This window comes from Serratia sp. G204Y, assembly GCF_051172435.1.
GTDB classification, from domain to species: domain Bacteria; phylum Pseudomonadota; class Gammaproteobacteria; order Enterobacterales; family Enterobacteriaceae; genus Serratia; species Serratia sarumanii.
Genome location: NZ_JBPIZA010000001.1, coordinates 1364120 through 1389170, shown reverse-complemented (window position 1 = coordinate 1389170; position 25051 = coordinate 1364120). Strand labels below are relative to the sequence as shown.

At 58.6% G+C, this 25051-nt stretch carries 23 protein-coding genes; 20 read left to right on the top strand and 3 right to left on the bottom strand.

Going from position 1 to position 25051, the window contains the following annotated elements; translation table 11 throughout:
- The first annotated feature begins 34 nt into the window (after window positions 1–34).
- The gene (gene uilS, locus ACSBQQ_RS06695; protein WP_060418542.1) at window positions 35–895 is read left to right on the top strand and encodes a UilS family quorum-quenching N-acyl-homoserine lactonase; all 861 of its coding nucleotides are present in this window, start codon (window positions 35–37) and stop codon (window positions 893–895) included.
- On the opposite strand, the gene ACSBQQ_RS06690 is transcribed toward uilS, so the two are convergent.
- Complete coding sequence (locus tag ACSBQQ_RS06690; protein WP_039566275.1) at window positions 879–1784, bottom strand: LysR substrate-binding domain-containing protein; 906 nt, start codon at window positions 1782–1784, stop codon at window positions 879–881. The two genes, uilS and ACSBQQ_RS06690, sit on opposite strands and share 17 nt — an antisense overlap.
- A 107-nt stretch (window positions 1785–1891) precedes the next feature.
- Between ACSBQQ_RS06690 and ACSBQQ_RS06685 the strand changes: the two genes are divergently transcribed.
- The 12 genes from ACSBQQ_RS06685 (at window position 1892) to ACSBQQ_RS06630 (ending at window position 15419) form a co-directional block, all read left to right on the top strand.
- Window positions 1892–2638 (top strand): sulfite exporter TauE/SafE family protein, encoded by a 747-nt coding sequence (locus ACSBQQ_RS06685; RefSeq protein WP_033655282.1) that lies wholly within the window; start codon window positions 1892–1894, stop codon window positions 2636–2638.
- Between the two features lie 207 nt (window positions 2639–2845).
- On the top strand, window positions 2846–3130 hold the full coding sequence (locus ACSBQQ_RS06680) for a hypothetical protein (protein WP_154611270.1): 285 nt from the start codon (window positions 2846–2848) through the stop codon (window positions 3128–3130).
- A 56-nt stretch (window positions 3131–3186) separates the two neighbouring features.
- Entirely contained in the window at window positions 3187–3450 is a 264-nt protein-coding gene (locus ACSBQQ_RS06675; protein ID WP_060418766.1) for a hypothetical protein, read from the top strand.
- A 64-nt stretch (window positions 3451–3514) separates the two neighbouring features.
- Complete coding sequence (locus tag ACSBQQ_RS06670; protein ID WP_060428138.1) at window positions 3515–4792, top strand: TcdA/TcdB catalytic glycosyltransferase domain-containing protein; 1278 nt, start codon at window positions 3515–3517, stop codon at window positions 4790–4792.
- Between the two features lie 104 nt (window positions 4793–4896).
- On the top strand, window positions 4897–6171 hold the full coding sequence (locus ACSBQQ_RS06665) for an HlyD family secretion protein (RefSeq protein WP_060428135.1): 1275 nt from the start codon (window positions 4897–4899) through the stop codon (window positions 6169–6171).
- The gene (locus tag ACSBQQ_RS06660) at window positions 6164–8263 is read left to right on the top strand and encodes a peptidase domain-containing ABC transporter (RefSeq protein ID WP_060428132.1); all 2100 of its coding nucleotides are present in this window, start codon (window positions 6164–6166) and stop codon (window positions 8261–8263) included. The genes ACSBQQ_RS06665 and ACSBQQ_RS06660 overlap by 8 nt, the downstream gene beginning before the upstream one ends.
- A gap of 228 nt (window positions 8264–8491) precedes the next feature.
- Window positions 8492–9547, top strand: coding sequence for a P1 family peptidase (locus ACSBQQ_RS06655; protein ID WP_033648254.1), 1056 nt, complete (start codon window positions 8492–8494; stop codon window positions 9545–9547).
- A 16-nt stretch (window positions 9548–9563) separates the two neighbouring features.
- Window positions 9564–10388 carry a M55 family metallopeptidase gene (locus tag ACSBQQ_RS06650; RefSeq protein WP_033648255.1) on the top strand — a complete coding sequence of 275 codons (825 nt, stop codon included), beginning with the start codon at window positions 9564–9566 and terminating at the stop codon, window positions 10386–10388.
- 205 nt (window positions 10389–10593) lie between these two features.
- A complete protein-coding gene (locus ACSBQQ_RS06645; RefSeq protein ID WP_039566261.1) occupies window positions 10594–12816 on the top strand; it encodes a xanthine dehydrogenase family protein molybdopterin-binding subunit in 2223 nt (740 codons plus the stop codon).
- Entirely contained in the window at window positions 12816–13274 is a 459-nt protein-coding gene (locus ACSBQQ_RS06640; protein WP_033648257.1) for a (2Fe-2S)-binding protein, read from the top strand. Before ACSBQQ_RS06645 ends, ACSBQQ_RS06640 begins: the two co-directional genes overlap by 1 nt.
- 11 nt (window positions 13275–13285) lie before the next feature.
- Window positions 13286–14590 (top strand): cytochrome c, encoded by a 1305-nt coding sequence (locus ACSBQQ_RS06635; RefSeq protein WP_033648258.1) that lies wholly within the window; start codon window positions 13286–13288, stop codon window positions 14588–14590.
- Window positions 14591–14834: 244 nt separating this feature from the next.
- The gene (locus ACSBQQ_RS06630; protein WP_060436686.1) at window positions 14835–15419 is read left to right on the top strand and encodes a LysE family transporter; all 585 of its coding nucleotides are present in this window, start codon (window positions 14835–14837) and stop codon (window positions 15417–15419) included.
- A 29-nt stretch (window positions 15420–15448) separates the two neighbouring features.
- On the opposite strand, the gene ACSBQQ_RS06625 is transcribed toward ACSBQQ_RS06630, so the two are convergent.
- Window positions 15449–16342, bottom strand: coding sequence for a LysR family transcriptional regulator (locus tag ACSBQQ_RS06625; protein ID WP_072269931.1), 894 nt, complete (start codon window positions 16340–16342; stop codon window positions 15449–15451).
- A 110-nt stretch (window positions 16343–16452) separates the two neighbouring features.
- Here ACSBQQ_RS06625 and ACSBQQ_RS06620 point away from each other — a divergent pair, with 110 nt between their 5' ends.
- The 6 genes from ACSBQQ_RS06620 (at window position 16453) to ACSBQQ_RS06595 (ending at window position 22258) form a co-directional block, all read left to right on the top strand.
- Window positions 16453–17196 carry an SDR family oxidoreductase gene (locus ACSBQQ_RS06620; protein ID WP_060428129.1) on the top strand — a complete coding sequence of 248 codons (744 nt, stop codon included), beginning with the start codon at window positions 16453–16455 and terminating at the stop codon, window positions 17194–17196.
- Window positions 17197–17261: 65 nt separating this feature from the next.
- The gene (locus ACSBQQ_RS06615) at window positions 17262–18212 is read left to right on the top strand and encodes an MBL fold metallo-hydrolase (protein WP_060418566.1); all 951 of its coding nucleotides are present in this window, start codon (window positions 17262–17264) and stop codon (window positions 18210–18212) included.
- Between the two features lie 167 nt (window positions 18213–18379).
- Window positions 18380–19195 carry an AraC family transcriptional regulator gene (locus tag ACSBQQ_RS06610; RefSeq protein ID WP_060418570.1) on the top strand — a complete coding sequence of 272 codons (816 nt, stop codon included), beginning with the start codon at window positions 18380–18382 and terminating at the stop codon, window positions 19193–19195.
- A gap of 67 nt (window positions 19196–19262) precedes the next feature.
- Entirely contained in the window at window positions 19263–19895 is a 633-nt protein-coding gene (locus tag ACSBQQ_RS06605) for a LysE family translocator (protein WP_060428127.1), read from the top strand.
- A 127-nt stretch (window positions 19896–20022) separates the two neighbouring features.
- Window positions 20023–20772 carry an SDR family NAD(P)-dependent oxidoreductase gene (locus ACSBQQ_RS06600; protein WP_043147437.1) on the top strand — a complete coding sequence of 250 codons (750 nt, stop codon included), beginning with the start codon at window positions 20023–20025 and terminating at the stop codon, window positions 20770–20772.
- A 22-nt stretch (window positions 20773–20794) separates the two neighbouring features.
- Window positions 20795–22258: an aldehyde dehydrogenase family protein gene (locus ACSBQQ_RS06595; RefSeq protein WP_060428125.1), complete on the top strand. Its 1464-nt coding sequence runs from the start codon at window positions 20795–20797 to the stop codon at window positions 22256–22258.
- A gap of 39 nt (window positions 22259–22297) precedes the next feature.
- Here the strand turns inward: ACSBQQ_RS06595 and ACSBQQ_RS06590 are convergent, their stop codons facing one another.
- Complete coding sequence (locus ACSBQQ_RS06590; protein WP_039566244.1) at window positions 22298–23212, bottom strand: AraC family transcriptional regulator; 915 nt, start codon at window positions 23210–23212, stop codon at window positions 22298–22300.
- A gap of 84 nt (window positions 23213–23296) precedes the next feature.
- Here ACSBQQ_RS06590 and ACSBQQ_RS06585 point away from each other — a divergent pair, with 84 nt between their 5' ends.
- The gene (locus ACSBQQ_RS06585; protein ID WP_139340180.1) at window positions 23297–24640 is read left to right on the top strand and encodes an MFS transporter; all 1344 of its coding nucleotides are present in this window, start codon (window positions 23297–23299) and stop codon (window positions 24638–24640) included.
- Window positions 24641–25051: the final 411 nt, after the last annotated feature.

The window sequence follows — 25051 nt, the reverse complement described above, 5'->3', positions numbered from 1 at the left end:
TTTTTACCTTACCTATAAAAAACAGGAAGTTAACATGGCATTAACCACGCATAAAATGGAAAGCGGCCTGGCCGTAACAGTTCGTTTACCTGAGAATCAGGCCAAGGTTCCGGCGATTATTCTGTGTCACGGCTTCTGCGGCATTCAGGAGCTGTTGCTGCCGGCCTTTGCCGAGGCCTTCGTCAACGCCGGTTTTGCGGCGGTGACGTTTGACTATCGCGGCTTCGGCGCCAGCGAGGGTGAACGCGGGCGGCTGGTGCCGGCGCTGCAGATTGAGGACATTCTGGCGGTTAGCCGTTGGGTGCAAACGCAGCCGCAGATCGACAGTGAGCGCATCGGCCTGTGGGGCACATCGTTTGGCGGTTGCCACGTGTTCGGCGCTGCCGCGGCCGATCCGGCCATCAAGTGCATCGTTAGCCAGCTGGCCTTCGCCGACGGGGAAACCATCGTGACGGGGAAAATGGCCGCCGACGAAAAACAGGCGTTCATCGCCACGCTGGACAAAATGGCGGAGAAGAAACAGGCCACCGGCAAAGAGATGTTTGTCGCCGTCACCCGGGTGTTGAGCGATGACGAGTCGAAAGCGTTCTTCGAGGAGAACAAGGCGCGCTACCCGGCGATGGACATCAAGATCCCGTTCCTGACCGTGCGCGAAACGCTGCGCTATCAGCCGCGCGACAATGCGGCGCGCGTCACATGCCCGGTGCTGGTGGTGGTGGCGGGCAACGATACCGTCAACCCGCCGGAGCAGGGCATCGCGCTGTATGAGGCGGTAGGCAGCGCGAAAAAGGCGCTGCACGTCGAGCAGAATGCGAAGCACTACGACATGTACACCGGCCCGCATTTCGCCGGCATCATCGGCCGTCAGATCGCCTGGTTCAACGAGCACCTGTAATACCGTCCTCCTCCTGGCGCAGAAATGCCACCAGCCGCTGCGCCGGCAATGGCAGCTGCGCCCGTTCGCGCACCACGATCGACAGACGGCGGATCGCCCAGTCGTCCGTCAGCGGCAGGGCGTTGCGCAGGATCTCGGGCAGCCGCCGGGCGCTCTCTTCCGGCACCACCGCCAGCCCGGCGCCGCGCAGCACCATGCGGCAGATGGCGTCGAAATTGGCGGCGCGCGCCCGCAGCCGCATCGGGCCGCCGCTGCGTATCGCCAACTGCTCCAAATGCTGTTGCAGCGCGCTCTGTTCCGGCAGGCCGATAAAGTCGAAAGGCAGGGCGTCCGCAAAGCTGAGCTGGCGGCGGCCGCTGAGCGCATGCCCCGGCGGCAGCGCCAGCACCAGACGATCCTGCCGGAAGGGGTAGCTTGCCAGCCCGCGCAGATCGGCATGATCCGCCACGATGCCGATATCCGCCGCCCGTTCGGCGATCGCCTGCGCGATGGCTGGGCTGGGCAGCTCCTCCAGCGCGATGTCGGTGTACGGGTGCAGCACCAGAAAATCGGCCAGCAGTTCCGGCAGAAAAGCGTCGGCGGCGACGGTATTGGCGACGATGCGCAGCTGGCTGCGCTGGCCCGGTGCGAACTCGGCCATGTCGCCGCGCAGCCGGTCGCGCTGCTGCAGCAGCACGCGCGCGTGTTGCAACAGGCGTTCACCGGCGGGCGTCGCCTGGACGCCGCGCGGATTGCGCGTCAGCAGCGCCACGCCAGCCTGTTGCTCCAGCCCGCGCATGCGTGCGCTGGCGGCGGCCAGCGACAGCCCGACGCGCTCGGCGCCGGCGGTGATGCTGCCGGTCTCGAGCACCGCCGCCAACAGCCGCAGATCGATAAAGTCAAAATGCATGCGTTCTTCCTCTGTCTTTGCCGCAGGCAGGCTCTGCCATTGCCGCATTGTGCCGCGGTGCGGCGCCGGCCACAATCGGGCCGTTGATTCGCCATAAGGATAGACGCATGTCGCTGACGTTACTCGAAATTGTCGCCCTGACGGGCATTTTTACGCTGGCCGGCACGGTCAAAGGGGCGATCGGTTTGGGATTACCGACGGTGTCGATGGGGCTGCTCAGCCTGATGATGCCGCCGGGGCAGGCCGCCGCGCTGCTGCTGTTGCCCTCATTGATCACCAACCTGTGGCAACTGCTGTGCGGGCCGCGGTTGGGGGCGCTGTGCCGTCGGCTCTGGCCGATGATGCTGTGCGTCACGCTGGGCACCTTGCTGAGCGCCGGCACGCTCACCGCCATCGACGGCCGCCTGGCGCCGCTGGCGCTGGGCATTTGCCTGACCGGCTATGCGCTGTTGGGTTTTACCCGTTTCGACTGGCGCGTTTCCGCTGCGGCGGAGCCTTGGCTGGGGCCGCTGTGCGGCCTGTTGACCGGCGTGCTGACCGGCGCCACCGGCGTGTTCGTCATACCGGCGGTGCCCTATCTGAACGCATTGGGCCTGGCGCGTGACGATCTGGTGCAGGCGCTGGGGCTGTCGTTCACCGTCTCGACGCTGGCGCTGGCCGCCGGATTAGCCTGGCATCAGGCGCTGCCCGGCGCGCTGCTCGGCGTTTCGCTGTTGGCGCTGCTGCCGGCGTTGGCCGGCATGTGGCTGGGCGGGATCGCGCGTCGTCACAGCAGCCCGCTGATTTTTCGTCGCCTTTTCTTTATTGGCTTATTCATCTTGGGCGTTGAGATTATTTGGCGTTCAATTAATTGAATCGATAGCATCTACGTGTAATCAGGTTCGGTATATTATTCTGGGTTTTATTCTAATATGATGGTTTTCGATATTTAAAATACACTTTGCTTATTGGTTTGTTTATGAAATACAGAGTAGTTATGGATTGTTATTAGTGTATTTTACTTTTGCAACTACAACCCGTTTTAAACAGGGTAACCCCAGTGAATCCATAGGAGAATATTGATGAAGGAAATTTTAAGCAGCCAACTCGATGCGGTGTCGGGTGGATGGCAGGATCGAGATGGGAGTGGAAAAAGATCGTCTGATAACGGAGGCTCCGGTTCTTCAAGTCGCGGCGGAAATAACGGCGGTGACCGCGGGCTTCAGTCATTCCTGTCAAAAAATAGCCCGTATGGCAGTGGTTCCGGCGCCAGTGGTTTCTGGGGGAATGGCGGTTCTGCAAGAAATGGGTATGGCGGCAATGGCACTGGGCCGAGAGAAGCCAGAGAATTCGGAACCAAACGCTAATTAACTGATGCAATCCCAGCACAGAAGTAAAATTCTGTGCTTTTATGGGGTATATGATGAATAGATATGTTGTTTTTATAAAGAGTGATGAATCAAGAGTGCTAAGAAAGGACGTGGTTACACGCGAAATCATTAAGGATATGAAGCTGAAGGGCTTCAGAAAGCATCATGTCGAAGTAGAGGCTGATAACGAAAGCGATGCCATTAACAAATTAAATAAGAACAGCAATGACTATTTGGATTCATTGAAAAATTTTTCCGGTGATTTATTGCTCTGTTCTATTTGTGTTATTGTGATGGCGATCGTCTATTTTTTTTAGCTAAGCCATAATCCAGCATTGAATCATTCAAGTTTTCCATACTATAGTTTTCGTGGTGATTTAAATGAGCCATCAGGCATTGGGTATTGATTTATCAAAGGTAGAAAGGTCATCCGTTCCAAATATCCTGCATTTTGTATGGATTGGTGACTTAAATGAAGTAAATACGCATTATATCGACATATGGAAAAAAACAAACAAAGATAAGCAGATATTCTTTTGGTATGACCAAGACTCTTCACTGTGCCATTTGCTAAACAATGCCATACGCGATTTCGTCAGCGTCAAAAAAATTAAAAATAAAGTTAAGGCTGAATTAAAAATAAAAAATCAAGCCTTCAAATATATATATCCAAAAATAAAGGCAGGTTTTTCTTTTGATGAGCTCGTTATTGAATTCTTAACCAAGCATGAAATCCCTTATCAGAGGCCGCCAAAAGCGATTGAAGACGCATGGTTTGGCAACAGAGGTTTTATAAAAAGGTCTATAACGGAGCTTTTTTGCAATGATTTCGATGATTTTATGAAATATTATTACTATGAGATTATACTAAGACATAACATTGCCAGTGCAAGTGACATTGCCAGGCTTTTAATTATCTATCAGTATGGCGGTACTTATATAGATGTTGATACGCTCCCATACATTGACAATATATATCATAAATTAAATGAATATATAAGAAAAGAGGGCATTGTCGAGAGTGACTCCTTTCTATTGTTTAAAACCGTATGTTTTTTAAAAAAGATAAATTCAGAAGGGGGGCTGCCTGAAGCCGTGATCGGCTGCGATGAAAATGAGTTAGGGCTAGATGCTGTTGGATTTGAAGAAATCAAAAGGCTTATCGAACTGGATCTCGCTGATTTTTCTCTGGATATGATATTGCCATTGGGTGAGACATACGTTCATAAAAATTTATTGGCGCTAGGATCACTCAGAAGATTTAAAGGTGTTTATTTTAATAACTTCATATCCTCTCACCAAAAATCCAAGGCGGTAAGGATCATTCTTAGAGTAATGAAAAAAAGATACCGCTTTTTAGAAAGAAATAATTGCATATTTGACTGTTATATTGATGATGGGTCAAGGTGTTATCTGACCAGGATCTTACCATGGAGGAGCGAGTTAACAACAAGAAACTATTGCGTTACCTCGGTCTTAACGGGGCCGGGTTTAATTGTCGAGGTTTTATTGGGGTTGGCTTATAAGGCCTTTAATATTGGGTGTCTGATAGAGCCCTCCAGCATTGCGGAATATATGCAAAATCCTGATTTTGGAATTGCATTGTTTCAACACACCATAGATACCCCTGATGGCGCCTATTCCACGTGGCGCAAATAAAAAGGGATGGTTTGTAATGCAGATTAACTGACGTTCCGCTTGTTTGATTACCAATGCAATAGCCTGTGAATTTGAATATTAGCTTTCAATAAGGGACGCTGATCATGTTTCGCCAGGAAGCGATCGATAATCAGAAAATGAAATGGCGTGGTCGGGCCATCCTGCTACCCGGTATTCCCTTTTGGCTCACGGCAGGGCTCTGCCTGTTTTTTCTCATTGCTTTTCTCACCTTCGCAATCGCCGGCACCTATACCCGGCGGGTCAACGTGACCGGCGAAATCAGCACCTATCCCCGGGCCGCCAACGTCTATTCCGCCGTCCAGGGGGGGGTGGTCAAACAATTCGTCACCGAAGGGCAGGTGATCGCCGCCGGCGCGCCCATTTACCAGATTGACGTCAGCAAAAGCACCCGCAGCGGTGTAGTCAGCGATAACCAGCAGCGGGATATCGACGGCCAGCTGGCGCACATTGCGCAAATCATCAGCCGGCTGGAAAGCAGCAAGCAGGCCACGCTTACCATGCTGGAACAGCAGAAGGCGCAATACACCGCTGCATTCACCCGTTCAACCGACATCCTCAAACGCGCCCAGGAAGGGATACGCATCATGAAGGAAAATATGGAGAATTACCGGCACTATCAAACCAAGGGATTGATCACTAAGGATCAGCTCACCAACCAGGTGGCGCTGTATTACCAGCAGCAGAACAACCTGCTGGGCCTGTCCGGCCAGAACGAACAGAATGCGCTGCAGATCACCGCGCTGGAAAGCCAGATCCATATCCAGGCCGCCAACTTCGACAACCAGATTTACCAGATGGAGCTGCAGCGCCACGAGCTGCAGAAGGAGCGGCTCAACATTGATGCCGGCGGGGCGATCATCGTTCGCGCGCTGGCCGACGGCCGCATCGATTCGCTGAGCGTCACGGTTGGCCAGATGGTCAACGTCGGTGACAGTCTTCTGCAAGTGATCCCCCACAATATCGCTCACTACGCCCTGGTGCTATGGGTGCCCAACGACGCCATCCCCTACATCGCCGCCGGTGACAAAGTCAATGTGCGTTATGACGCCTTTCCGGCGGAGAAATTCGGCCAGTTTGCCGCTACGGTAGCCGTCATCTCCAAAGCCCCGGCCTCACCGCAGGAAATGCTGACCTACCAGGGGGCGCCCAAAGCGGCGCTGACCGCCGCCGTGCCGTACTACAAGACGATCGTCATTCCGGAAAAACAATCCATCGCCTATGACGGTAAACGTCTGACCCTGGAAAACGGCATGAAAGCGCAAAGCACCCTGTTTCTGGAAAAAAGGAAGATTTATCAGTGGATGTTGTCACCGTTCTACGACATGAAACACAGCGCGACGGGGCCGGTCAATGAGTAAGCCCACATTCAAACAGCGGATCAGCCAGCTGGACCTGCGGCTGCGCCACCGAGTTCCGATGGTGCACCAGACCGAGTCGTCAGAATGCGGGCTGGCCTGCCTGGCGATGATCTGCGGTTACTACGGTAAAAACGTCGACCTGATCGCGCTGCGCCGGCAGTTCAGCCTGTCGACCCGCGGCGCCACGCTGACCGGGTTAACCGGTATAGCCGAACAGCTGGGGCTGGCCACTCGCCCTCTATCACTTGATATTGACGAGCTCAGCGCGCTGAAACTCCCCTGTATTTTGCACTGGGAGTTCAACCATTTCGTGGTGCTGGTCAGTATCAAAGGTCACCGCGCGGTGCTGCATGATCCGGCGCGCGGGCGCCGGGCCGTCAGCCTGACGGAACTGTCGCACAGTTTCACCGGCGTGGCGCTTGAGGCCTGGCCCGGCAGCGCCTTCACCGCCGACAGCGTCCGCCACCGTATTCACCTGCGCACGCTGATTGGCAGCGTACACGGTCTTAAGGGGGCGCTCGGCAAAATCTTTTGCCTGTCTCTGGTGTTCGAAACCATCAACCTGGTGATGCCCATCGGCACGCAACTGGTGATGGATCATGCTATTCCCGCCGGGGATCGCGGGTTACTGACGCTCATCTGCGTTGGTCTGATGCTGTTCATCCTGTTACGGGCAGCTGTCGGCATGGTGCGCGCCTGGGCCGGACTGGTCATGTCGACGCTCATCAACGTGCAGTGGCAATCCGGTCTGTTTACCCACCTGTTGCGCCTGCCGTTGGGCTACTTTGAACGACGCAAACTGGGTGACATTCAGTCACGCTTCGGCTCGCTGGATACGCTGCGCAGCACCTTCACCACGAGCATTGTCGGCGCCATCATGGACGGCATCATGGTGATCGGCGTGCTGGTGATGATGGTGCTGTATGGCGGCTGGTTGACCTGGGTGGTGATTGCATTCACCGCGCTCTACGTGCTGATGCGGCTGCTGACCTACGGTTATTATCGCCAACTGTCCGAAGAAGCGCTGGTCAGGGAGGCCCGCGCCGGCTCGTATTTTATGGAGACGCTGTACGGTATCGCCACCGTCAAGATGCAGGGCATGGCGGAACGTCGCATTGCCCATTGGCTCAACCTTGAAATCGACACCATCAATACCGGTATCCGGGTCACCCGCATGGACATGCTGTTTGGCGGGATCAACACCTTCATTGCCGCCTGCGATCAGGTCGTTATTCTTTGGCTGGGAGCCAGCCTGGTGATCGATAACCAGATGACACTCGGCATGTTTGTGGCGTTCGGCGCCTTTCGCGGGCAGTTTTCCGACCGCATCGGGTCGCTGACGGAATTTCTGTTGCAGCTGCGTATGATGAGTCTGCATAACGAGCGCATCGCCGATATCGCCTTGCACCCACGAGAAAACCGTAAACCGGACCTTCCTTACGCGGCGGGCCTGCAACCTTTGGGATTGGCGACCCATGCCCTGAGCTATCGTTACGACAGCCAGTCACCGGCGGTCTTTGATGCCTTGGACATCAGTGTTGCGCCGGGCGAGAGCGTGGCCATCGTGGGCCCGTCGGGCGCCGGCAAGACCACGCTGATGAAGGTGCTGTGCGGGTTGTTTCCCCCGGACTCAGGGCGGGTTGAGGTGAACGGCGTCGATATCCGGCAGCTTGGCATCAACAACTACCACAAGATGATCGCCTGTGTGATGCAGGACGACAAACTGTTCTCCGGCTCGATCCGGGAAAATATCTGCGGGTTCGCGGACGAGGTGGACGACGCCTGGATGGAAGCCTGTGCCCGTGCCAGCTATCTGCACGACGTGCTCATGCGTATGCCGATGGGGTATGAAACCCCGATCGGCGAGTTGGGGGAAGGTTTGTCCGGCGGGCAGAAGCAACGCCTGTTCATTGCCCGGGCGATTTACAAGAAGCCGGCGATTTTGTTCCTGGATGAGGCCACCAGTGCGCTGGATAAGGAGAGCGAAGCTGTGGTGAATCAGGCCATCAAGAGACTCAATATCACGAAGGTGATCATTGCCCACCGTGAAACGACCATTGCGTCGGCAGATCGGGTCATCCATTTTGGATAAGGGGGGATATCACCCGCGGCACCGGCCGTTAACCCTGTTTTGCCCCCTAAAAACCCAATATGCTCAGGCCTGCGGGCCGCCAAAATGGTCCCCCACATGCCGGCGAGTTGGTCTGAACGGCGATGGGGAAAGGCTATTTTTTCTGCCCGCTCCGGTTTTCAATTTACTGGGCGCTTACATTGCGCGATATTCTGGTTTTCTGATGGGCTAACGGCGGATGAGGGAACCATGACGGACAGCCAGGCGTTTGAACAACAAAGCCTCGACAATCTGCTGAGCTATTGGCGGCGCCATCGCCGCCTACCGGGCGCGCGCTATCCGGCTGGCCCGACCGACACCCTGTGCGACGTGCCGGGCGTCAGCGTCGGGCATCACACCTTGGCCGACGGCGAATGCCAGACCGGCGTTACCGCCATCGTGCCGCCGGGCGATCTGTTCAACCAGCCGTTGCCGTGCGGCAGCGCGGTGCTCAACGGCTTCGCCAAACCGCTGGGGCTGGTGCAGCTGAACGAGCTGGGGGTGCTGCAAACGCCGATCCTGCTGAGCAACACTTTCGCCGTCGGCACGCTGTTCAATGCCATGGTGCGGCGCAGCTGTCTGCGCTACCCGCAAATCGGCCGCGGCAGCGCCACCATCAACCCGCTGGTGCTGGAGTGCAACGACGGCTACCTCAACGATATTCAGGCGATGGCGGTGCGCGAGGAGCACGTCTTCAGCGCGCTGGATAACCATTCCACCCGCTTTGCGCGCGGCAGCGTCGGCGCCGGGCGCGGCATGAGCAGCTTCGGCCTGAAAGGCGGCATCGGCACCGCCTCGCGCTATTGCCCGGGGCTTGGCACCACGCTCGGCGTGCTGGTGCTGGCCAACTTCGGCACCCTCGACTCGTTGACGCTGAGCGGCGTGCGCGTTGGCCAGGCGCTGGGCAGGCTGCTGGCAGATCCGCCGCCGCAGGTGGACGCCGGTTCGGTCATTATCATCATCGCCTGCGATCGGGCGCTGGACAGCCGCCAGCTGAACCGCATCGCCCGCCGAGCGGGCGCGGGCCTGGGGCGAGTGGGCAGCCATTGGGGGCACGGCTCAGGCGATATCGCGCTGGCGTTTTCCACCCGGTTGCTGGGGGCGACACTGCCGGACGAACGGCTGGAGCCGCTGTTTGCGGCGGCGGCGGACGCTACCGAATACGCGGTGTTGGATGCGTTGCTGAGCGCCGAGGGCGTCAGCGGTTTCCAGCGGCACGATCGCATGGCGCTGGGGCCGCTGCTCGATCGGCTGGCGGAAAATTAAATAACGGGAGCGTGACGTGAAAGTCTTTATCTCTGCGGATATCGAAGGTATCGCCGGCGTAATGCGGCCGGAGCAATGCAACCCGGCCCATGCCGACTATGCGGCGGCGCGCGAGCTGATGGAGCAGGAGGTCAACGCGGCCATCGACGGCGCTTTCGCCGGCGGGGCCACCGCGGTGACGGTGGCCGACAGCCACGCCATGATGCAGAATCTGCGCGCCGATCGCCTCGATGGGCGCGCGCGCCTGGTGCAGGGTAAACCGCGTGGGCTGTCGATGGTGGAAGGGCTGCAACACCAACGTTACGACGGCCTGATGTTCATCGGCTACCACAGCGCCGCCGGCGAGCATGGCGTGCTGGCGCATACCATCAACGGCCGGGCCTTTTACCGCGTCAGCCTGAACGGCGAAGCGGTGGGCGAAAGCGATCTGTACGCGGCGGCGGCGGCCGAGTTGAACGTGCCGCTGTGGCTGGTGAGCGGCGACGACGAGCTGCAACGCTGGGTAGCGGAACGTTACCCGCACGTCGGCTATGCCTGCGTCAAGCGTGCGATCTCGCAAACCGCCGCCGAATCGCTCAGCCCGCAGCGGGCGCGCGCCGAGATCCGCGAACGGGCAATGCAGCAGGTGCGCCAGGGCGGGAAGCTGCCGGTGGAGCGCCGCTTCATGCCGCCTTACCGGCTGACGCTGATGGCGGCCAAACCGGTATTGGCGGATCTGTTCAGCCTGGTGCCCGGCGTGGAGCGCCAGGACGCGCTCACCGTGGCCTTCGACAGCGACAACATGGCGGCGCCAATCCGCCTGCTCAGCGTCTTTTCGTATCTGGCGACGACGCAGAATTGATGCACGATGTGCGAGCTAGCCGCCCGCAGCGCACGATTCCTCAACGAAAAAATCCCTTATCAAGATTAGGCCTGCTGGATAATAGGCTACGCTAATTATTGCTCTGTTGCGCTATGTCACCCGACGGGCGCAACAACCCATTCCCATAACAAGATTTGTTTCGCCGAAGGCAGTGACGCCTTCGGCTTTTTTGGAGTCATGAGCAATGAGCATATCCCAAGTTCCGCTTTCGCGGCGGCGGTTTATCGTCGGCGCCGGGGCGTTGGTGATCGGCGCCTATCTGCCGTCCACCGGCGCGCTGGCGCGGTCGAATGCCCCGGCCGCCTCCGGCGCGGCGGCGTTTGACGCCAACGCCTTCGTTCAGATCGGCGCCGACGGCGTCGTCACCGTCATCAGTAAACACACCGAAGTGGGCCAGGGGGTCTATACCGGCATGGCGACGCTGGTTGCCGAAGAGCTCGATGCCGACTGGGCGCAGGTGCGGGTCGTCGCCGCGCCGGTGGACACCCATATCTACAAAAACCTGGCCTTCGGATTCCAGGGCACCGGCGGTTCCAGCTCGGTGGCCAATGCCTATGAGCAAATGCGCCGCATGGGCGCCATGGCGCGTGCGCTGCTGGTGCAGGCCGCCGCGCAGAGCTGGAAAACCTCGGCGCAGGAAATTACCGTGCAGGCGGGCAAGATCCGCCATGCCGCCAGCGGACGCGAAGCGGGCTTCGGCGAATTCGCCGCGCTGGCCGCCACGCTGCCGCCGCCCGATCCCGCCAGCCTGACGCTGAAGGATCCGGCTAATTTCACCCTGATCGGCAAAACGCGCGGCCTGCATCGCGTCGATTCGCTGGCGAAAACCAACGGCAGCGCGCAGTTCTCGCAGGATATCCATGAGCCGGACATGCTGACCGTCACCATCAAGAAACCGCCGCGTTTCGGCGGCAAGGTGGCGGCCTTCGACGCCGAACGCGCGCTGGCGGTGCCGGGCGTGGTGGCGGTGAAACAGGTTGCCACCGGCGTGGCGGTTTACGCCAAAAATACCTGGGCGGCGATCCAGGGGCGGGAGCGGCTGAAGGTGACGTGGGACGATGCGCAGGCCGAACGGCGCAACACCGAGGAGATCTACGCCGAATTCCGCCAGGTGGCGCAGAAAACCGGCGTGGTGGCGAAGAGCCACGGCAAGCCGGACGAGGTGTTCGACAAGGCCGATAAGGTGATCGAGGCCGAATACACCTTCCCGTACGTCGCCCACGCGCCGATGGAGCCGCTGGACGGCTATCTGTTCTGGGACGGCGAGAGCGTCAAGGCGCGCTACGGCTGCCAAATTCAAACGCTCGATCACAAGCAGCTGTGCGATCTGTTCGAGTTGCCGCCGGACAAGGTGCAGATTGAAACCATTCTGGCGGGCGGCAGCTTCGGCCGGCGCATCGATTTAGGCAACCCGACGCTGGGGCCGGATCTGGCGGCCGACATGGCGGCGGCGGCCAAGGGTATCGGCCCCGGCCACGGCGTGAAGGTGGTATGGACGCGCGAGGACGACATCCGCAACGGCTGGTATCGCCCGATGATCCTGCACCGCCTGCGCGGCGCCATTCGCGGCGGCAAGGTGGTGGGCTGGACCGATACCGTGGTCGGCCACTCCTGGACGCGCCACAGCGCGATGGATGCGCTGGTGGTCAACGGCCTCGATCAGATGATGGTCGAGGGCGCCAGCGAGGTGTCATACACCTTCGAAGCCTTCCGCTGCGATGCGCACATCGTGCCCGGCAAGGTGCCGACCACCTCGCTGCGGTCGGTCGCCAGCACCCACACCGGCCACGCGGTGGAGAGCTTTATCGATCAACTGCTGCAGGAAACCGGCCAGGATCCGGTCGAAGGGCGGCTGGCGCTGATGGGCGACGCGCCGCGCGCGGCGGGCGCGCTGCGGGCGGTAGCGAAAGCCGCTGACTGGCAGGGCGCGAAAGTGGTGGACGGGCGCGCGCGCGGCGTGGGCGTCGCCAAGGCGTTCGATACCTATGTGGCGCAGGTGGCCGAGGTGTCGATCGGCGAAGGCGGCATCCCGAAAGTGCACAAGGTGTGGTGCGCGGTGGACTGCGGCGTGGCGGTGAACCCCGACGTGATCCGCGCGCAGATCGAGGGCGGCATCGGCTACGGCCTGAGCATGGCGCTGTACGGCAACATCACGCTGAAAGACGGCGTGGTCGAACAGTCCAACTTCAATAACTTCCGCCCGCTGCGCATCGATGAGATGCCGGAGATCGAAGTGATCATCGTGCCCTCGAACGAGAAACCGACCGGCGTGGGCGAGCTGGGGGTGCCGACCATCGCCCCGGCGGTCGGCAATGCGCTGGCGCTGCTCGGGCGGCCGCGCACCTCGCTGAGCCTGCCGCTGCATAATCCCACCGCGAACCCGGCGTCTGACAAGGAGAGAACCTGATGATTCAATTAACCGTAAACGAGCAGCCGCTGACCTTCGAGGGCGATCCGCACATGCCGCTGCTGTGGTTCTTGCGTGACGAAGCCGGCCTGACCGGCACCAAGTTCGGCTGCGGCATCGCCATGTGCGGCGCCTGCACCGTGCATCTGGACGGCGTGCCGGTGCGGTCGTGCATGACGCCGATTTCGGCCGCCGTCGGCAAAAAAATCACCACCATCGAAGCCGTGGGCGCCACGCCGGAAGGCAAGGCGGTGCAGGAGGCCTGGCTTGATCTGGACGTGGTGCAGTGCGGCTACTGCCAGTCCGGCCAGATCATGAGCGCCAGCGCGCTGCTGGCGCAAAGTAAAAATCCGAGCGATGCGGACATCGACGCGGCGATGGGCGGCAACGTCTGCCGCTGCGCCACCTATGTGCGCATTCGTGCCGCCATCCACCAGGCCGCCAAGGCGTTGGGTTAGGGAGAGATGTGATGAGCAACGCCTTGAAAGGGCTGTTATGGCTGATTATCGCCGTGGTGGTGTTGGCGGGAGGATATGCGCTGTACACGCTGCTGCGGCCCACCGGCGCCGAGCCTGCGGCGCCGATCGCCGGAGCGCCGGCCGGCATCACCGATAAACTGGCGCGCGGCGAGTACCTGGCGCGCGCCGCCGACTGCGTGGCGTGCCACACCGCGCCGGGCGGCACGCCTTATGCGGGCGGCTTCGCCTTCAAACTGCCGTTCGGCACCATTTACGGCACCAACATCACCGCCGACAAGGAGACCGGCATCGGCAACTGGAGCGACGATCAGTTCGTGCGCGCGGTGCGTGAGGGCATCGGCCCGCAGGGCAACCTGTATCCGGCGATGCCGTACACCTCCTACACCGGGCTGAGCCGCGACGACGTGCTGGCGATCAAAGCCTATCTGTTCAGCCTGCCGCCGGTAAAGCAGGCCAACCCGCAAAACGATCTGTCGTTCCCGTTCAACCAGCGTTGGGGCATGAAATTCTGGAACCTGGCGTTCTTCCATGAGCAACGCTTTACGCCGGATCTCAACAAGGACGAGCAGTGGAACCGCGGCGCCTATCTGGCGACCGCGCTGGGCCACTGCGGCGAGTGCCACACACCGCGCAATCTGGGGTTCGGCCTCAACCAGAGCAAGCACCTGAGCGGTGAAGTGGTGCAGGGCTGGTTCGCCGCCAACATCACGCCGGACAAACAGACCGGCATCGGCGGCTGGAGCGACCAACAGCTGTCGCAATATCTGGCCACCGGCCATGCGCCGGGGCGCAGCAGCGCCGCCGGCCCGATGGCGGAAGCGGTGGAAAACAGCCTGCAGTTCCTGACGCCGGAAGATAATCTGGCGCTGGTGAAATACCTGCGCGATATCGAACCGATCGCCGGCGACGCCGCTGCGGCGGTGAATCTGCAGCCGAAGGGCGCGGGGGCTTCCACCCCGATCCTGCCGGGCGGGCAAGAGCAGTCGCTCGGGCGGCGGGTGTTCGCCAACGACTGCAGCGGCTGCCACCAGTGGAACGGGCCGGGCCGCCAGAGTGAGTACGCCTCGCTGGTGGGCAGCACGGCGGTGAACGATCCGCAGGGGCGCAGCGTGGTGCAGGCCATCCTGAAGGGGACGAGCATCAGCATCGGCGATCGGCATGAAATGATGCCGGCGTTCGGCAGCGCCTATTCCGACGAGGAAATAGCGGCGGTCGCCAACTTCGTGGTCGGCCACTTCGGCGATAAGCAGGGCAAAGTCACCGCCAAACAGGTGGCGGAGCAGCGCAAGCAGTAGCGCATCGCGGCCGCCACGGTGGCGTGCAGGGTAAAGGCGGCGATATCGGTGATGTCGCCGCTTTTTTTATAAAACAGGACAGAGCAGTTTATTCCTTCTGCATAGAAGGATCGACGTCATACGCGAAGGCGCAATTTCATTCTATCTCTCCCTCTCGCTTTCTGTTTTTCTCATCATGAACGTTGTGCGCATTTATGCACGTGCGATTGCGATAAAGACAATAACCGAACGCAAAGAGGCGGGTATGACAGGGAATATGATTGATTTGGTTTCATACACTTTTGCAACTGCCTTCACGCCTGGCCCCAACAATATCGTTGCGTTGGCATCGGTCATGGCGCTCGGCCTTAGGCGCAGTGTCCCCTTTTTATTGGGAATAGGCGCCGGAATGGGCGTGACCATGTTGGTCACGGGTACATTGACCTCTTGGATCTTGCTCACCTTTCCGGCGGCTGTCGTTTATTTAAGAGGGCTGGGTTTTATTTATCTGGTCTGGCTTGCGTATAAAATTGCCACCAGCCGCCGTTTTGACGAGGAACAACGTGAAGGCGGTTATGGTTTCCTCAGCGGTTTTGTTCTTCAGGTTATCAATGCAAAAATCATACTGTTCACCATAACGGCCATTTCCGCTTTTATCATTCCGGTCGGTAGCGGCCTGTTGTTCATTTTAGGGGCATGCCTGGTCACTGCATTGATAGCGTGTTTGGGCACGCTGACCTGGGCGGTCGCAGGGGCGTTTCTCAAAAAAGCTTATCTGAGGCACTTTAAAGCGGTAAATATCACCATGGCCGCCGTACTGATCTATTTCGCCTGCAAAATGATTATTTAAGCTGTTCGGGGCCTGTAGGTGAGCCGCGGTTAATCGCCCTGGCTTAATTGATTGAAAAGATAGTCAAAGACTACGCGCACGCGCGCCGGGCAGGCATGCTGATGCGTATGATAGAGGTTGACCGGCCAGGGCGGCGGAGCGTCGCCCGGCAGAACGGCCACCAGCTCACCCGCGGCGAGGTGTTTTTCAACCAAATACCCGGCCAGTTGGCCAAAGCCTAAACCGGCGAGCACCGCTTTACGCTCTATATCGGGCGTATCGGTGACGAAGGCGGCGGACTTCGGGTAGAAATAACGTTTTTGGCTAAACTCCCAGGGCCAGTAGCGCCCGGTTTTGCGGTTCACCAGCGCGACAATCGGCAGATGGGCAAGCTGGTCTACCTGCTCCGGCGGCGGCAGGCGATCAAGCAACGCCGGCGAAGCAACCAGATGGAAAGGCATGGTTCTGGGTTGGCGAACGATGCAGGTTTGGTCGTGCAGAAAACCGATGCGAATGCCGATATCAATTCTTTCTTCGACGAGATCGCTGTGGATATTCGACAGGTGGAACTCGATCGTGATCGCGGGATACTGGCGCGCGAATTCCGCCAGTATCGGCATGACGACCTCGCTGCCATAGGTATGCGGCGCCGTAATGCGCACCACGCCGCCGAGATCTTCCGCCGCTTTCCCCTGCGGCTGAAACAGCCTGTTCAACTGATCCATCGCCGCTTTAGCCTGCTCAAGAAAGCCGAGGCCGAAATCCGTGATTTTCACGCTGCGGGTATTGCGGTGGAACAGCTGCTCACCGAGCACCGACTCGAGCTCTTTGATGGCTCGGGTGACTTTTTGCGGGGAAATGCCGAGCCTGGTCGCCGTGTGTTTAAAGTTCATCTCCTCGGCGGCGGCGCAGAAAATGCGCAAGGCTTCTTGTCTATTTTGCATGTTGACCTCTTTGTTCCAAAAAATGGAATTCTCAAAGCATAACACTTCCATTTACTGGCCGGAAACGGCGGATAAAGTATTCGCACTGACCCTAACAAGAGGAACGAGAGATGAACCGCATTTCAGGCAAAGTGGTGGTGATTACCGGCGCCAGCAGTGGGCTGGGCGAGGCGACCGCAATACATCTGGCCGCGCAGGGGGCGACGGTGGTGGTGGCGGCGCGCAGGAAAGATCGTCTTGATGCGCTGGTTCGGCAAATCGTTGGCGACGGCGGCACCGCGTTGGCGCTGCAGGTGGATGTGACGAAGCGCCAGGAGGTCGAAGCGATGATCGCCCAGGCCGTCAGGCAGTTTGGCAAGATTGATGTCTTGGTCAATAACGCGGGGCTGATGGCGATCGCACCGCTGAGTGCCGTGAAGGTCGATGAATGGGAACGGATGATCGATATCAATGTGAAAGGCGTACTGTACGGCATCGCGGCAACCTTGCCGCTGTTCGAAAAGCAGCAATTCGGTCATTACATCACCATTTCCTCCATTGCCGGCAAGAAGGTGTTCAGCCCCGGCGGCACGGTCTATAGCGGCACGAAATTTGCGGTCAGCGCGATCGCCGAAGGTTTGCGCCACGAAGTCGGCGGCAAGATCAGAACCACGACGATCGCCCCCGGCCTGATCGACACCGAACTGAAACAGGGCAGTTCGCACGCGGAAAGTTTGCAGGCCGTTGGCGAACTCTACCAGAGCCAGGCAATTTCCGCCGATGCCATCGCGCGCGCCATCGCCTATGCGATCGAGCAGCCTTCGGACGTGGACGTGAGTGAGATTGTCATCAGGCCGACCGTGCAGGAGTTTTAAATCGCCAGGGGCATTCCCGGAATTTTTAGCCGTATTTTCTTACCGTTACGAGGTTTTCTATGCGTATGCGTCGCAATCTGCTTATTGGCGCCTTTTTCGCCGCTTTTTCTGCCGCTGCAATGGCCGCGGCGCCTTTTTCTGCAATAGACAATCCCGGGTTCTACCGGATCATGCTGGGCGATGTGGAAGTGACGGCCCTGTCTGACGGCATCAGCCCGATGCCCGCCGATAAAATCTTGATCAACACCCGGCCGCAGCAGCTTGAAAAGGCGATGGCGGCCAACAACCTGTCGCTGCCGTTGCCGACCTCGGTGAACGCCTACCTGATCAATACCGGAAACAAGCTGGTTCTGGTCGATGCCGGCACCGGCGCGCTGCATGGCGAAACGCTGGGCAAAATGATGAAAAACCTGAACGCTTCCGGCTATCAGGCGGAGCAGGTGGATGAGATTTATTTGACGCACCTGCATCCCGATCATGTGGGCGGGTTGATGGCGGACAAGCGTCTCGCCTTCCCGAACGCCACCGTCTGGGTGGAAAAAGACGAAGTCGCCTTTTGGCTGAGCGAAGAGAAAAAACGGCAGGCGGAAGAGAAAGATAAACGTTTCTTCGATGCCGCCATCGCCTCACTGCAGCCTTACGTCACGGCGGGGAAACTCAAAACGTTTGCAGGGAATCAGGCGCTCACCCCGGGGATTTCGGCTATCGATACGCGTGGGCACACGCCAGGGCACAGCGTGTTCGCCGTCGAAAGCAAAGGGAAAAAGATGGTGATTCTGGGGGATATGATCCACGTCGCCTCCGTGCAGTTTACCGATCCGAATGTCGCCATCGCCTATGACATCGACGTCCCCGCCGCCGTTGCGCAGCGCAAGCGGCTGTTCGATGACCTCGCGCAGCAAAGGGCGCTGGTCGCAGGGGCGCATTTGTCTTTCCCGGGCCTTGGCTACATCAATAAACAAGGGAAAGGTTACGACTGGCAGCCGTTGAACTATGGCGCGATGAATCCACATTAATCGGCATGAGAGCAAGGCAAGAAGGCAAATGAACAATGCGAAGGGGCCAGCCGGCCCCTTTTTGCCGACGTTCAGAAAGCCGCTTCCGTGCAGAGCGCAGAGCTTTCACACGGTACGTTGTGTGTTATTTTGGCCGCTGTGGATAACCGGCAATCGGGTAAAAGAGGATGGGCAATTCGGCATTTATGCATCGTTTTGACGCATTGGGCGGGCTTGAACTGCTCGTCGCGGACTTTTCAGACCATCGGTTTGACGTGCATTGGCATGATACCTGGTCGATTGGCGTTGTCCTGCGCGGCGCCAATAACAACAGCGCCAAAGGCGATGCCGACGGTATCGTCAGCCGTGGGCAAGTCAGCCTCATCGCGCCGGGGCAGATGCATGCCGGGACGGTGCTGGGAGAAGAGGGATGCCATTATTTCATGTTTTACCCCAGCCACGAGATGCTGCTGGACGCGGCGGAAAACATGGAGATGCCCCTGCCGCCGGCAGTGAAGGGGAAGCATATCGACCATGCGCCTTTCGCCAACCGGTTGTGTGAGGCCGCGACGGTATTAACCGCGGCGCAATCCAGCCGTTTCGATCGGGAGGTGGCCTGGAGCCACTGTGTGGCGGATCTGCTGGCGGTGTGTTCCCCGCGGCGCGCGCCATTGGCAGACGCCGGCATCGCGCCGGGCTTGCGCAGGGCGAAAGAGTATCTGCACGATAACCCGGCGCGGGAAGTGCGTCTGGAGAGGCTGGCGCAGGCCGCCAGTCTGTCCAGGTTTCACCTTTGCCGCCAGTTCTCGGCAACATTCGGCTTGTCGCCGAGCCGCTATCAGCGGCAGCTTAGGCTGCAGCAGGCGAAGGCCTTGCTATCCCGGGGCGGCGACATCGCGGAAATTGCCGTCGCCTGCGGGTTCGCCGATCAGTCGCACCTGGGCAGGGCGTTCAAGTCGAGTTACGGCGTGACGCCGCGCGGCTATCGCGATCGTTGCCTGTGAGCAATATCGTTCTATCTCGCCGACTTACGGGGGCCGACAATACGCCTATTTACGACGCGAGAAAATCATGGTCATCGAATTATCCACGCTGGGTTTATTTGCCCTTTCGGCCGCCGTCTTAACGCTTATTCCCGGCGCCGATATGCTTTGCGCACTGTCCAACGCCGTCAGCCAGGGAACGAAAGCGGGGCTGATTACCGTATTGGGGGCGGTGACCGGGGTGATATGCCATATCTGTTTTGCGATTGTCGGCGTCACGGCGCTGATCGCCTCTTCGCCGCTGCTGTATCAGCTTTTCGTTATCGGCGGCGCGCTGTACATCATGTGGGTCGGGTTGGGCATTTTTACCCAGGCAAATGCGATTGGCCTGGAAAGCCACGGCGAGCGCAAAAGCCGCAAAAGGCTCTATTCGCAAGGATTCCTGACCAATCTGCTTAACCCCAAGGCCATTATTTTCATGCTGGCGTTTATTCCGCAGTTTATTCGGGTGGAGGCGGGCAGGCCGGGAATGCAGATGCTGATATTAGGCATTGAACTCATCGTCATCATGTTTCTGATTGAAATTCCCCTGGTATTTCTGGCGGGAAAGATCGCGCTGAGGATAAAACGGCGTCCGGCCATCGGGATTTATATCAATAAATGCTTCGGTGGCGTCATTCTGTTATTAGCCTGCGCCATTTTGGCCGCGCGGTTATGCTAAAAAATTAAATTCGCTTTTGGGCAAGGTTGTTCGTTCGATAAGGTTTTATGTTCGCCCCGCTATGCTGCACGGCGAGCATTTACCGTAATCTTCTCCCGAGTTTCACAGACACTGAGGAGAATGACGAATGAAACGCTTTGAAAATAAAGTTGCCCTGGTGACGGGCAGTTCAAAGGGCATTGGCGCCGCCATTGCTAAACGCCTGGCGGCGGAAGGCGCCGTGGTTTTCATTAACTATTCCCGCGGGCGTGAAGATGCTAACCGGTTGGTTAAAGAGATCAATGAGCAGGGCGGCGTCGCTTTTCCGCTGCAGGCCAATGTCGGTATTGAGGCCGAAGTCAACGGCCTGATACAAAACATTGTCGAGCAGTATGGTCGCCTGGACGTGTTGGTCAATAACGCCGGGGTTTATGCCACCAATAGCCTGGAAGCCTTCAGCGACGCGGAATATGAAAGGCACTTCAATTTAAATGTCAAAGGGCTGATTTATTGCTGCAAGGCGGCGGTCGCCGCCATGCCTGAATCGGGCGGCAGCATCGTCAACATCAGCTCCAGCGTGACCTCGTTTACGCCGGCCAATTCCCTGGTTTATACCGCTTCCAAAGCCGCGGTGGATTCGATCACCAAGACGCTGGCCAACGAGCTTGGCGGGCGCAAGATCCGGGTCAATGCGGTCAATCCTGGCTTGGTCATCACGGAAGGCGTGCATGACAGCGGCTTTTTCGATACCGATTTTAAAACGCACATTGAATCCATCACCCCGCTGGGGCGCATCGGCACACCGGAGGATATCGCCCCGGCTGTGGCCTATCTCGCCTCGGACGAGGCGGGTTGGGTGACCGGCGAGAGCCTGATCGTCGGCGGCGGTTTGCATTAATTTAGCGAAGAATGGAACAGAAATGACATTAGATAAAGCCTACGGGCCACTGATTAACGGCGTATTCGAGCTGGATGGCACGGACATTCATCCCGTTATTTCCCCCTCGACCGGGGAGCGCCTGGCGGATTTGCACTACTGCAACGAACGGGACGTCGAGCGGGCCGTGTTGGCGGCGGAAGCGGCTTTCCCCGCCTGGAAGGCATTAGGGCAGCAGGCCCGCGCTCGCCTGGTGGCGCAGCTGGCGGATGTGCTGGAAAGCGATCTGGAAAGAATGGCGCAAATCGACGCGCGGGATGTGGGCCGCTGTATCAGCGAAGTGCGCCGCGATTATCAAACGGCGGTCAGACACTATCGCTATTTCGCCGCGGTTGTCATGGGGCACGAAGACAGCGGCAGAAGCATCGCGGACGGCTACAGCCTGGCGAAACGCGAGCCGCTCGGCGTCTGCGGGCAAATTATTCCCTGGAATGCGCCGGCGATCATGGCGGCGTTCAAGCTGGCACCGGCGCTGGTGACCGGCAACACTGTGGTGCTGAAGGCCGATGAAAACGCCTCGCTCTCCACGCTGGAGCTGGGCAAGATGATCGCCAATATTTTCCCTGCCGGCGTCGTCAACATCATTACCGGGCTCGGGAGCGTGGCGGGGGCGGCACTGACCGGCAACCGCAAGGTGCGCAAGCTTTCGTTCACCGGCAGCACGGAGGTGGGCAAGCGGGTGGCCAAGGCCGCCGCGGAGCGGCTGGTGCCCGTCACGCTGGAGCTGGGCGGGAAGAGCCCCAATATTGTGTTCCCGGACATCGAAGACCTGGACGCGGTGCTGGACAACGTGACCTTTGCCGCCATCCACAATAACGGTCAGTCCTGCCTGGCGGGCACCCGGCTGTTCGTTCACGCGGACATTTACGACCGTTTCAGCGCCAAACTGGTGACGGCTTTCGAACGGGTGCGCGTCGGTTCACCGCTGGCCGAGCAATCCCGGGTCAGCTGCCTGGTTTCTGAGAAGCAGGGCGAGCGGGTGCTGGCTTATATTCGGACCGGCCTCGAGGAGGGCGCTACCCTGCTGACCGGCGGCAAACGCCGCGCCGTTGCCGGCTGCGAGCACGGCTACTTCATTGAGCCGACGATTTTTGCTGCGGAAAATGGCATGCGCATTTGTCAGGAAGAAATTTTCGGGCCGGTGCTGACGCTGATCAAATGGTCAGACTACGACGAGATGATCGCCCAGGCTAACGACAGCGAATATGGGCTGGCGTCGGGGATTTACACCCGCAGCCTGAAAAACGCCCTGGCGACCGCAGACCGGCTGGAGGCCGGGTCCGTGTGGATCAACCGCTATTCAAACATTACCGATGGCACCGCGTTTGGCGGTTACAAGAACAGCGGGATCGGCCGCGAGTTCTGCAAAGAAACGCTCAATGCCTACACGCAAATAAAAACCATCACGCTGCAGACGGATCTGCCCGCGGCCTGGTTTGCAGAATAAGGACAAGACCGGCACAGGGATGAGCCGCCGTCGGCCGCTTCAGGAAATATGGCTGCCGATATAACTCCTTGGCGACGCGCCCATGCTTTTTTTGAACGCGGTGCTGAAGGCGCTTTCCGATTCATATCCCAGGTCAAAGGCGATCTGGGATATTTTTTCTTTATTGGCGACCATTCGCTCAATGGCCAGGCTAAAACGCCAGATGCGAATGTATTCGTTGACGCTGTAGCCGGCCAGCTTTCTGAAGCGGGTGGTGAAGGCGGTGCGCGACATGCCGGCCACGCCGGCGAGCTCGTCCAGGCGCCATTTCCTGCCCGGCTGGTCGTGTATGCGGGTCAGCGCCAGGCCGATATGTTTGTCCGCCATCGCGTAAAACCAGCCCTCGCCGCGGCCGAGCGCGCCGGAAGAGAGCAGCATGCGCAGCGCCTGCGTCAAAATGATCTGCAGCAGATGCTCGGTGATGAGCTCACTGCCCGGGCCGGGATTTTCTATCTCCGACGAGAGACGGCTCAGGAAATCCTTGATGCCGGCGTTCTCCTCCCGCTGCGTTTTGATCACGATGGGTTCGGGCAGGCTGGTGATAAAGCGGAAGGTATCGTTGATCTGAAAGACGAAGCGGCAACCCACAAAGGAGAAATCGCACCCGCCGTTGCTGAAGCAGGAAGAGCGGTCTTTCATCACGTGAACTTTTGTTATATCGATGGCCGGCGCGTTAGGGCTATCAAAAATGCTGAATTCGCGCCCGCTGGATAAGATCAGCACATCGCCTTGTTCAATCGGGTAACTGTTGGCGTCGCCCGCCAGTTTAATGAAAAAAGATCCGCGCTTGGCGATATAAATTTTCATCCCGGAATAGTCGGGAAACAGCGCTTTGGTATTGGCGCTCATGTCAAACGTCACAATTTTCTGGCTGCTGATTTTTAGCCTGGAAACAATATCGGATAACGGATCCATTATTACCTGCTTGTCTGATGCGTTTACTGTTGAGCATAGTCGCTATTGCGCCAGGGTTATGCATGATCCCGGCAGTGCGGCGAGGTGAACGCATTATGGGTGAGGCGCCAGCCGGTGTACAGGCTATCTCGCCGTCCTGTCCGAACGATAAGAAAAAAAGTGCGAACGCGAAAGTTCGCGATCCGGCCGGGTGCTACGATCGGTATTTTCCATGATGGTGGCATAATGACTTCTGACCAGACAAACCGCAGCCAGGTGAGCCTATTGGCGGCGTTGACGATCGCTTTATTTTTTATCTTGTTGAACAGCGGTTCTCCCACGCCGTTATATCCCCTCTATCAAGAAACCCTTGGCCTAAGTAATATCGACCTGACCTTCATTTTCTCTTCCTACGGGTTTGGCGTATTGCTGGCTTTGTTTTTATCACGCAGGCTCACCATCACCGATAAAAATGCCCGGCTGCTGGTGGTGGTGTCGCTGATGGTGGTGGTGGTGCCTACGCTGTGCTTTTCCTTTGCTCGTTCTTTGCAGGCGCTGTGCCTGTTCAGGTTTATTTCCGGTTTAGGGGCCGGTACGGCCACGGCCATCATCAACATCTTGTTGATTAACGTCAGCCGCGGCGACAGCGCCAAACGCGCCGCGCTGTTGGGCAGCCTGGCTTTGGTGACCGGCCTGGCGCTGGGCCCGGTGATCAGCAGCGTTTACGCCCAGCTGGCGTTTTATCCGCTCACTTCGCCGGCGGTGACCATCGCCGCATTGGTTTTCCTCTCCGCGATCGCCATCGTCCTGCTTTGGCCGAAGAAAGGATTGCCTACCCTCGGCGTTGCGGACACGAAAACGGCAGAAAAGGGCGCCGGTTTTAGCCAACCGCTGTTCTATCTGCTTGCGCTATGCGTGTTTATCTCCTGGTCATACGCCGCGCTGATCCTGTCGTTGGGGCCGACGGCCGCGATCCAGGTCTTCGGGCTCCAGTCACCCGCGGGCTTTGGCTATATCGCCACCGGTTATTTACTGGTGGCCGGCGTGGTGCAGTTCACGATCCCGCGTTTTCTGAAGCCTGAGTTTTCTTTGGTGCTGGGGCTGATTGCGCAGGTTTTCTCCATGGTGATGATGACCATGGCGCTCGAGAGCGGTTCTGTGGCCAGCGCGGCGGTGAGTCTGGTGCTGTCCGGCTTCTCGTACGGCGCGGTTTTTGTGGGCGGTGCCATCCTGGTCAATAAGCTCTCGCTAGCGGCGCCAGGGTGGAACGCGGTGTCGAAGTTTTACTTTATCGTCTATTTGTTCAATATCATGCCGCCGGCCGCAGGTTGGCTGGCGGATAAAATAGGGGTAGTGAGCGCTTTGTTCGCCGCCATTGTCCTTTTTATGGCGATATACATCGCCTTTGCCGTGCTGGCGCTGTGGGCGCTGTTGCTGAGAAAGGCCTGACGTTCCCTGCGTTGGGGAAGGGCTTTACAAGCCCCCCTGGCTTTCATAAGCTTGGCGGCGTGTTTTGGCGCTGATTGCTGATGATTGCCGCGCATAACAGCGGCTGCCCGGCGACTCTGCTTTAACACGCCATGTTTTACATAAGTTCAGGTAAGAGAACGGCCCCATCGATGATTGCCGGCGCCCATAGAAATCGGGCGTTGCAGTGAGGATGGGGTGATGCCGTGCCGGCTTCGGTGATGAGAGGTGTGTCCGCCTTCACCGGTTGCCGCATGCATAGGTTACTGACCTGTTGATGAATTTTTGGATGGCCTGCCGTCTGACTCATTACAGGATTAACATATTGTGATGCTTACCCTAGATCATTCCTCGTCTCACCGCGTTTTTTACCGCATTCACTCCTCCTTCAAC

Bases quoted from the DNA above. Each gene is read 5' to 3' on its own strand.
- uilS (WP_060418542.1), top strand. From the start codon at position 35: ATGGCATTAACCACGCATAAAATGGAAAGCGGCCTGGCCGTAACAGTT.
- ACSBQQ_RS06595 (WP_060428125.1), top strand. From the start codon at position 20,795: ATGACATTAGATAAAGCCTACGGGCCACTGATTAACGGCGTATTCGAG.
- ACSBQQ_RS06655 (WP_033648254.1), top strand. From the start codon at position 8,492: ATGACGGACAGCCAGGCGTTTGAACAACAAAGCCTCGACAATCTGCTG.
- ACSBQQ_RS06605 (WP_060428127.1), top strand. From the start codon at position 19,263: ATGGTCATCGAATTATCCACGCTGGGTTTATTTGCCCTTTCGGCCGCC.
- ACSBQQ_RS06665 (WP_060428135.1), top strand. From the start codon at position 4,897: ATGTTTCGCCAGGAAGCGATCGATAATCAGAAAATGAAATGGCGTGGT.
- ACSBQQ_RS06615 (WP_060418566.1), top strand. From the start codon at position 17,262: ATGCGTCGCAATCTGCTTATTGGCGCCTTTTTCGCCGCTTTTTCTGCC.
- ACSBQQ_RS06680 (WP_154611270.1), top strand. From the start codon at position 2,846: ATGAAGGAAATTTTAAGCAGCCAACTCGATGCGGTGTCGGGTGGATGG.
- ACSBQQ_RS06600 (WP_043147437.1), top strand. From the start codon at position 20,023: ATGAAACGCTTTGAAAATAAAGTTGCCCTGGTGACGGGCAGTTCAAAG.
- ACSBQQ_RS06685 (WP_033655282.1), top strand. From the start codon at position 1,892: ATGTCGCTGACGTTACTCGAAATTGTCGCCCTGACGGGCATTTTTACG.
- ACSBQQ_RS06630 (WP_060436686.1), top strand. From the start codon at position 14,835: ATGACAGGGAATATGATTGATTTGGTTTCATACACTTTTGCAACTGCC.
- ACSBQQ_RS06625 (WP_072269931.1), bottom strand. From the start codon at position 16,342: ATGCAAAATAGACAAGAAGCCTTGCGCATTTTCTGCGCCGCCGCCGAG.
- ACSBQQ_RS06690 (WP_039566275.1), bottom strand. From the start codon at position 1,784: ATGCATTTTGACTTTATCGATCTGCGGCTGTTGGCGGCGGTGCTCGAG.
- ACSBQQ_RS06640 (WP_033648257.1), top strand. From the start codon at position 12,816: ATGATTCAATTAACCGTAAACGAGCAGCCGCTGACCTTCGAGGGCGAT.
- ACSBQQ_RS06590 (WP_039566244.1), bottom strand. From the start codon at position 23,212: ATGGATCCGTTATCCGATATTGTTTCCAGGCTAAAAATCAGCAGCCAG.
- ACSBQQ_RS06660 (WP_060428132.1), top strand. From the start codon at position 6,164: ATGAGTAAGCCCACATTCAAACAGCGGATCAGCCAGCTGGACCTGCGG.
- ACSBQQ_RS06670 (WP_060428138.1), top strand. From the start codon at position 3,515: ATGAGCCATCAGGCATTGGGTATTGATTTATCAAAGGTAGAAAGGTCA.
- ACSBQQ_RS06635 (WP_033648258.1), top strand. From the start codon at position 13,286: ATGAGCAACGCCTTGAAAGGGCTGTTATGGCTGATTATCGCCGTGGTG.
- ACSBQQ_RS06675 (WP_060418766.1), top strand. From the start codon at position 3,187: ATGAATAGATATGTTGTTTTTATAAAGAGTGATGAATCAAGAGTGCTA.
- ACSBQQ_RS06645 (WP_039566261.1), top strand. From the start codon at position 10,594: ATGAGCATATCCCAAGTTCCGCTTTCGCGGCGGCGGTTTATCGTCGGC.
- ACSBQQ_RS06610 (WP_060418570.1), top strand. From the start codon at position 18,380: ATGGGCAATTCGGCATTTATGCATCGTTTTGACGCATTGGGCGGGCTT.
- ACSBQQ_RS06620 (WP_060428129.1), top strand. From the start codon at position 16,453: ATGAACCGCATTTCAGGCAAAGTGGTGGTGATTACCGGCGCCAGCAGT.